Below are 6677 nucleotides of genomic sequence, written 5' to 3' on the forward strand. Positions count from 1 at the left end.
ATAATGCGCAGCAACGCGGTTAGAAAACGGCGTAATTCTCGTGCATAGCTGACTTCCTTCGCATTATTCCAACCTCGCGATAATACGCCTTATGCGCAGCTGGGCATAAAGCATACCAGCCATTGGCAAATTCCACGGCCTCGTTCCAGTCATAGCCATGATCCGTGCGGCCGATCAGAATAGCCTGATCAAGTCGCGTGCCGCCACCCCGTGCCACCTTCGCTTGCGTGAAGGCGAAATTGCGGGCCTGCCGTTCGCATTCGGTTTGACGCGCAATCGCGTTCGTAACTGGCCGCATGGCGACCACCCGTTCGCGCGTCCGGGTCATGCGCAAATCCAGAGGGGCGTCGTTCGGGAGGTCGGGATAGGCACGCCAAGCGGCAGCGATCATTTCCGCATGCTCGGCGGTTCGGCCTCGGCTGATCCAACAGGCGGGATCGGATGCGATGAAGCTTTTGGTGTCCATGGGTGGCGTTCCTGATTGTCGCATGCGCCAGCAGGCTGGTCGCGGCAGCCCCATCATCCGTAGGATGGGAAGGCGTTGGCGGACCGGCGCCGTCAAACGGCGAGACGCGGCTTGGCGCAGCAGGGCAGCTTGAGGTCGCGGCAAACCCGGTCAGCCAATCGGTCCGGGGTGAGCAGCTCCTGAACCGAAGCCCAGTGGTTGCGTTCTCCTATGTGATCGTCGCGGCCCCGCACGCGACGAAAGCAGATTTCATGGCCAGGGCCAAAAGGAGAGATCGACAATTGCATCCACAGATTTTGGCCATGCAGGGTGATGTCGCCCGATACCGCCGGCCCCGCCGGGTTGGAACGAATGCTGTAGGCCCCCGGTGCAAGCCCCAACGCATCGGCAAAGCGAAGCAGAGCGCGGCGCCCTTCGGCGTGAAAGGTGCGTTTGGCCGGCGCGTCATACGCGACGCCGCGCTGACAAAGGACGGGCAATGTCGGGCTGCCGCGAATGGCGGCGATCTCCGTCATGCACGCCTGCCGCATCTCGGCCTCGGAGGCCTTGCTCGCGCACACGGTGCTGAAATGGCGGGCCAACAGAATGACGGCAGGATCGCACTCAATGTCTTTGCCCGCGTTGCGACAATCGGTGATCGCCGCTTCAAGCACGTGAAGTGTTGCGGCGATGGTCGTGCATCCGCTCGGATCAAGGGCCTGGGCGTGGCGAAAGGCAACATCGTAGCTCATGATGGGGTCTCCGGCTTCAAGCGCAGGGCGCGCTCCTTCCACCTCGATCCCCCTCCTCTTTGCCGATCTGGGCCAGCAGCCGTTTTTCTGCGGTTCATACCCCATCGGCAGTATGGCTTGCGCGGGCGATCGACATTAGCATCGCCGCGTCGCGCCGGGGGGCCAATGCCGTGGTTATGAATTTGATCGATTTGATACAGGCTGGGACGATCGACGTGCGATTGCCCAGCGTATCCCCCTTGGCCTCCGACGATGATCGCTCCGCCGCGCTCAATTCAACCGGCGTGCTGACGGTGATCGGCGGGGCGTTTCAGGTCGATCGCTTGGCCGCAGCGCTGATCGCCACCACCGGCAAATGCACATCGCTGGAAGGGCAGGTCACGCAACAGGTCGAAACGCGCCATGTGCTGGCGCAACCCTGGAACTACAATCGCATGGTCAGCGCCATCACGGCGCGGCGCGAGGAAAGGCCCGCGGGTCCCATCGAGGTGATGCGCGTCAGCGGCGCACGACTGCCAACACTCTATATCGTCCTTGCCGGTGAACATGAGGTGTTTGCGGCGCGACAGGCCGGCGATGAGCAAATCCCGGTTCAGATCCTGGGTGACTATCAGTGCGACTTCCAGAATCACTTCATTCAGTCGGGCCATCTCATGGACTTTTCGTCCGGAGAGCTCACCCCTGTCTCGCCTGAGGAACCATGGTCCGGCGCAGCCGAGTGGGAGGATGCGAAGCTCGCTCCTGACGTCATGCAGATCATCCAGGCGTTGGGCGTGCGCGTGATCGCCTCGGATCGTTCAGACCAGGATAAACGGGAGCGCGCGAACGGACATGATAATGACGGCTGACATCATGCCGCTGCGCGGATAGCCGTTCCTCCGAACGCATCCCTGCGACTATGGTAGATCTCGGCCGCCCATGTTTGGATCCAAGGCTCGACCAGCGCATCATGGTCGAGTTCACCCTGTTCGATCAAGGATTGGATCTCGCCCCGCGCCTGCGCGATCGCCGCTTCCCACCCATCGGCCGGCAGGGCATCCGTGATATTGGGAGCGTTTATGGGCAGAGCTTTTGGCGCATCGCCAAGCCGCTCGGCCTGACGGCCCAGCCAGGTCTCAAGATGGTCCGCAACGAAGCGGTCGGTCTTTGAGATGCCCCGGCTCAGGGCCTCGCGACGCGCGCTGGTGCCATAGGCCTGGCTGTCAATCGAGCGGATCCGCTTCCCGAACGGAAGCAGATAGGGAATGGCCGGGCCTTTGACGCCGAACAGATGGAGGCGGGTTGACGGCGGCAAGATCCGGTCGAGATGCTCGACCACCGCGATCAACCCTTCAGGTCCGGCGACCTCGCGACGGCACATGCTGCCGACACCGATAAGCGGCGCACGCTCGATCAATCCCCATAGCGCGTCGAGGCAGCGCTCATAATCGCAGGGTCGACGGCCCTGGATCACCGGCATCATGGTCGACAAGATACCATGATCATCGGCGCGGCGGCAGCATTCGAAATTGGCCGCGATGGTGCGTGACAGCCGTTCAAGCACCTGTGCGCGGTCAGCGGCAATTTCCTGTTCCACGCAATAGTCGGCGCTGGCCCACCATCGGAATGGAAAGGCGGCGGCAAGCGCCACATAATGGGCGATCGACCAGGGGAATGCTCCATAGCGCGCCGTCGCGACGAAACCCGCGCTGTCGAGATGAAGCGATGCCAGCGGACGAGCGTTGGCGAGCTGCCCGGTTCTCCATCTCGTCCAATCGCGCCATCCCTTGCTCGCGGAATATCTGGAAAGGCAGTTGGCCGAAATAAGCGCCGGTTGCCGTAGCGCAACCACGCGGTCGAGGATCGGCCCCTTGCCCAGATGCGGCAACCCGACGATGATCTCCATCGTCACGGCAACGGTTCGGCGCCGATCGCCGTGAAGCTGTTGACGATCTGGCAGCTGTCATAGCGCTCGGCATCGACCAGGGCACGATGGTCGATCATCTCATAGGTCGCATGTCCCAGATGATCGACGCTAAGCACCCGTCGGCCGATGACCCCGGTCTTCCCCTCCGGCACCCAATCGGCATGAGAGCCGAAGGCGGCGACCACCACGACCTCGCCGATCACGGCTTCATAGGCCGCGATCGCGCGCAGCACATGACTGTCGCGGGGCGTGACTGGCTTGCCAGTAAAGTCACTGTAGGCCTGCGGCCGCCAGGATCGAACGGTGTCGTGCGCCAGCAGGATTGCCGCGCCCATGGCCGGCCGATCGACCCGGCGCAGTTCGGCCTCGAAACCCAGATAGACGAGCGCCCAGTTAACGTCCTCCTCGTAGAAGGGCTCGTCGCGCCGGAGCGCATCGGGCATCGCCGCCTGCCGCTGCTCCGACAAGAGGATGCCACCGTGGCTCGGGGTCGACACATGCCAGATGCCGGGCGCGATCTGATCGGCGCTCTGGATGGCGCCCCAAATGCTCATGGTCGGCTGGGCTGAGGGTAGGAAGATCGTCATGTTGTACTCCTTTTTGCTTCACGGCTTCGCTCCCCCTCTCCTTCTGCCGGTCGAACCAAGCTTGACCCGGCGAATTGTTCTCTATATGTTCTTTTCCGAGGAGATGTGCCCATGAGCCTTGAGAAAGACATTCGCCGCCATTTTGATCTCGACATTGGCCTGCGCGATGCCGCGCTCGACGCGGAAAATCGGCCGACGCGCCGGATGATCGCCAACGCCTGCATCAACATGCCGGTGGAGGACGCCTATTATTCGGTGCGGGAACTGCGGGAAGCCGCGCAGTGGGTCCTTGATGGCGCCGCAGCGGGAAAGCGGAAGCTGATGTCGATCCTGTCGAACGACAATTGCGACGATTTCCAGCGCTGCATCTATTTCTGCCTGGCGGGCCGCGGGGTGATCGAGATGCTCGACGATCTCGAATGGCTCGAAACTCTCCTCGAACCGCGCGGGCGGGTCGCGGGTGAACAGATGCGCCTGAAGATCCCGACGATGCCGGTCAAACGGCCCTATGTCGCCGATGAACCGGACGGACCAATGATCGGAATGGCCGAGGATTTCCGACAGGGTCCATCCTGGTGGATGGACGAGGCGTTGCGCCGCTAGGCGTCACTTTCAGGCTGCGGGGTCGATCCGGCCTCGCAGCTTCCCGCCGGAACTCTGCATCGGATCCAGCAGGTTCAATCAGCCGATCAAGCGGCTTAATCCTTCGCCTTCTCCGGCTCTTCCCGGCGGCGCAACTCATTCTCGACCGCCTCGCGGACAAATAGCGCGAAGCGTCGGTTGCCGACCAGCGCATCGATACGGCTGATCGTCTCTTCCGATAGCCTGACCGTAGTCGGCTTCATTCCAAGCGGCCTTCGTCCCATTGCTTCGTCGCTAACGGTCATATCTGCAATCTCCAAGCCAAAGCTATTGACGCCACCGTTTATTTACATATACGACGTCGTTTATGCAATAAACGGTGGCGTATATTGCCATTCGGCCAATCCGCTGGTTGGCCCATCGCAATGGAATCGCCGCGAATCATGTGGAAAGCGCCGGGACCGTGCCCTGTCCATCCCGGCTTCTCCGCAAGGACCGCATCGGATGCGGAAAAGGAGGCGCATATGGATGAGTTTGATCCCCGCCCGTCACGCCGCGATCTTTTGCGGGCACTCACGGCCGCCCCGGTTGTGGCAGTCGTATCGCCCGCAAGCGATGCGCTGGCCGTGCTGCACACGCAGTATGAAGACCAGCCAGCCACCCTTGCGCGGACCAGGGAGGGCCGAAGTCTGAGCCGGTTCCGCTATCATAATGCAGAGTCCTTCTTGTGGGGATTGAACCAGGGCATCTGCGGCAATGACGTCGGCGAAATGCTGTATCGATCCGGCATTGTCGTCCAACTGGGCCTGTCCTCCTACTTGCTCGACATCGGCTTTTCCGACGAATGGAATGCGCGGCACATCCGTCTCGATGTCGCCAAGTCGCTTGCCTATGCCAACGCAACCGGCTTCGGGCATGGCTGCCCGGACATGGCGCGGTTAGCAGCCGTCCTTTCGCCATATTGGAAGTGGGGCCATGCCCATCGATTTGAAGCGCGACCGGACGATGGCGGCTTCACGACAAGCAAGGTTGCACCATTGCTTCGCACGCTGCTCGACCATGTCCATGATGTGACCGGCCATCGCCGCCCGAATGGTTGGCGGCGCGAACAGCGTGAGGTGCAGGCATGATGCCGCACACCCACCGGACATCAGCAATCTCCCCATTACCCCGGGAGACTGCCAAGACCCGACCTGACGCGGCGAGGCTGGTGGCCATCGACGCCGCCGTGAACGATCTGCCCGCGCTGATGGGCGAGATTTTCCTGCTGTGCCGAGATGATGATCTGTCCTTCGCGGAAATTGCGGGCCGCCTGTCCATCGATGCTTTAGCCGTCCAGGCGTGCCTCGCCGAAGCGCTGGCCATGGTCGCGACGGTGATGGACGGGGAGAAGCCCAGTCGCTCGCAAAACGCAAATATCGAGCCTGCGGAACGGGCGCTGCGACAGCGGCACCGCGCCTATTGCGAGCAGGCGTTGCGCATCCGGGGAAGGCGGGAAATCATAGCATGGGGCGATGCTGAAGATGACGACCTGCTCGTGAGGCAGGCGGTTCTGGCGACGATGCCAGTGCAGGTCCGCGAGGCTTTTCTGTTGAACCGGCTCGAGGGACTGAGCTATGCAGACATCGCTCGACGCCAGCGGACCTTCAAATGGATCGTCAGGCGTCGAATGTTGCGCGCCATTCGAGCCATTGCTCAAAGCCCGCTCTCCTATGCCGACTGGCTGAAGGAACAAGGGCGTCGCCTCACGACACCATCTGCAATTCAACATGATCATCCTGCGACGGTGCCGTCGAAACCCTGAAGGGTTGGAGCGCATCTCCGGTTCGGATGACGCTCACGGGGCAGAAGCCCTGATCGAAGATCCGCGATGCGATGCGCTCCGCATTTTCGCGGCTGCACAGGGCGCGGCGCTTGGGCGAGATGGGTTCATCCTTGGCGAACATGACATTCCCTCATCGGTGCAACAGGATAGACGGCCTCCCCTTCATCCGAAGACCGTCTTATGGACCCGGGTCGTCGGCACGATGAGCCAGTGCCGATCCATGAAGTGGTTGATATGGCAAAGGCTGCCACCTTGGGCGTCGCGGAAGCGCATGGTGCGGCCACGCTTTTCGACGATGAATTGATCGCGTGTCTCTCCGTCGGTGAACCGCAATGGGGATGCCAAGCGCACCCGGTCGCCGCTGCGGAGGGCACGGGAGCGAAGACGCAATCGGGCAAGGCAACGCCGGCGCCAATCGAGCGCATATTCGCTGTCAGTCGTCGTCAGCAGGCCCAGAATATCGGCGGGGCATTCTGCTTCGTGCGGCCCTGCGGATTCGCTCAGTCGGGTAGGATTGGTGCTGCTCATGGAGTCAGCCCTGATCCCCCCGCCGAACCGCACGTGCAGCTTTCACCGCATG

General features: G+C 62.0%; 10 protein-coding genes. 4 read left to right on the forward strand and 6 right to left on the reverse strand.

Annotated features, from left to right (window positions below; translation table 11 throughout):
• Positions 1–19: 19 nt before the first annotated feature.
• Together K7W03_RS26105 and K7W03_RS26110 are read right to left on the reverse strand one after the other, a co-directional pair.
• A complete protein-coding gene (locus K7W03_RS26105) occupies positions 20–466 on the reverse strand; it encodes a hypothetical protein (RefSeq protein ID WP_062733595.1) in 447 nt (148 codons plus the stop codon).
• 92 nt (positions 467–558) lie between these two features.
• On the reverse strand, positions 559–1197 hold the full coding sequence (locus tag K7W03_RS26110; protein WP_061934272.1) for a hypothetical protein: 639 nt from the start codon (positions 1195–1197) through the stop codon (positions 559–561).
• A 59-nt stretch (positions 1198–1256) separates the two neighbouring features.
• On the opposite strand from K7W03_RS26110, the gene K7W03_RS26115 reads away from it, so the two are divergent.
• Positions 1257–2045 (forward strand): hypothetical protein, encoded by a 789-nt coding sequence (locus K7W03_RS26115; protein ID WP_062017056.1) that lies wholly within the window; start codon positions 1257–1259, stop codon positions 2043–2045.
• A gap of 2 nt (positions 2046–2047) precedes the next feature.
• On the opposite strand, the gene K7W03_RS26120 is transcribed toward K7W03_RS26115, so the two are convergent.
• Both K7W03_RS26120 and K7W03_RS26125 read right to left on the reverse strand, forming a co-directional pair.
• On the reverse strand, positions 2048–2827 hold the full coding sequence (locus K7W03_RS26120) for a hypothetical protein (protein WP_319024349.1): 780 nt from the start codon (positions 2825–2827) through the stop codon (positions 2048–2050).
• 257 nt (positions 2828–3084) lie between these two features.
• On the reverse strand, positions 3085–3690 hold the full coding sequence (locus K7W03_RS26125; protein ID WP_139111423.1) for a DUF7007 domain-containing protein: 606 nt from the start codon (positions 3688–3690) through the stop codon (positions 3085–3087).
• Between the two features lie 111 nt (positions 3691–3801).
• Between K7W03_RS26125 and K7W03_RS26130 the strand changes: the two genes are divergently transcribed.
• Positions 3802–4293, forward strand: coding sequence for a hypothetical protein (locus tag K7W03_RS26130; RefSeq protein WP_061934265.1), 492 nt, complete (start codon positions 3802–3804; stop codon positions 4291–4293).
• A gap of 95 nt (positions 4294–4388) precedes the next feature.
• Here the strand turns inward: K7W03_RS26130 and K7W03_RS26135 are convergent, their stop codons facing one another.
• On the reverse strand, positions 4389–4535 hold the full coding sequence (locus K7W03_RS26135; RefSeq protein ID WP_162492717.1) for a hypothetical protein: 147 nt from the start codon (positions 4533–4535) through the stop codon (positions 4389–4391).
• A 261-nt stretch (positions 4536–4796) separates the two neighbouring features.
• On the opposite strand from K7W03_RS26135, the gene K7W03_RS26140 reads away from it, so the two are divergent.
• The gene (locus K7W03_RS26140) at positions 4797–5402 is read left to right on the forward strand and encodes a twin-arginine translocation signal domain-containing protein (RefSeq protein ID WP_061934263.1); all 606 of its coding nucleotides are present in this window, start codon (positions 4797–4799) and stop codon (positions 5400–5402) included.
• 80 nt (positions 5403–5482) lie between these two features.
• A complete protein-coding gene (locus tag K7W03_RS28150; RefSeq protein WP_061934261.1) occupies positions 5483–6076 on the forward strand; it encodes a sigma factor-like helix-turn-helix DNA-binding protein in 594 nt (197 codons plus the stop codon).
• A gap of 183 nt (positions 6077–6259) precedes the next feature.
• Here K7W03_RS28150 and K7W03_RS26150 read toward each other — a convergent pair whose 3' ends face one another.
• On the reverse strand, positions 6260–6625 hold the full coding sequence (locus K7W03_RS26150; protein WP_222887818.1) for a DUF6927 domain-containing protein: 366 nt from the start codon (positions 6623–6625) through the stop codon (positions 6260–6262).
• Positions 6626–6677: the final 52 nt, after the last annotated feature.

This window comes from Sphingobium sp. PNB (assembly GCF_019873065.1).
Lineage (GTDB): Bacteria > Pseudomonadota > Alphaproteobacteria > Sphingomonadales > Sphingomonadaceae > Sphingobium > Sphingobium fuliginis.

Excerpts from the sequence above, each read along its gene's own strand:
- K7W03_RS26105 (WP_062733595.1), bottom strand. The coding sequence starts at position 466 with ATGGACACCAAAAGCTTCATCGCATCCGATCCCGCCTGTTGGATCAGC.
- K7W03_RS26110 (WP_061934272.1), bottom strand. The coding sequence starts at position 1,197 with ATGAGCTACGATGTTGCCTTTCGCCACGCCCAGGCCCTTGATCCGAGC.
- K7W03_RS26125 (WP_139111423.1), bottom strand. The coding sequence starts at position 3,690 with ATGACGATCTTCCTACCCTCAGCCCAGCCGACCATGAGCATTTGGGGC.
- K7W03_RS26130 (WP_061934265.1), top strand. The coding sequence starts at position 3,802 with ATGAGCCTTGAGAAAGACATTCGCCGCCATTTTGATCTCGACATTGGC.
- K7W03_RS26135 (WP_162492717.1), bottom strand. The coding sequence starts at position 4,535 with ATGAAGCCGACTACGGTCAGGCTATCGGAAGAGACGATCAGCCGTATC.
- K7W03_RS26140 (WP_061934263.1), top strand. The coding sequence starts at position 4,797 with ATGGATGAGTTTGATCCCCGCCCGTCACGCCGCGATCTTTTGCGGGCA.
- K7W03_RS26150 (WP_222887818.1), bottom strand. The coding sequence starts at position 6,625 with ATGAGCAGCACCAATCCTACCCGACTGAGCGAATCCGCAGGGCCGCAC.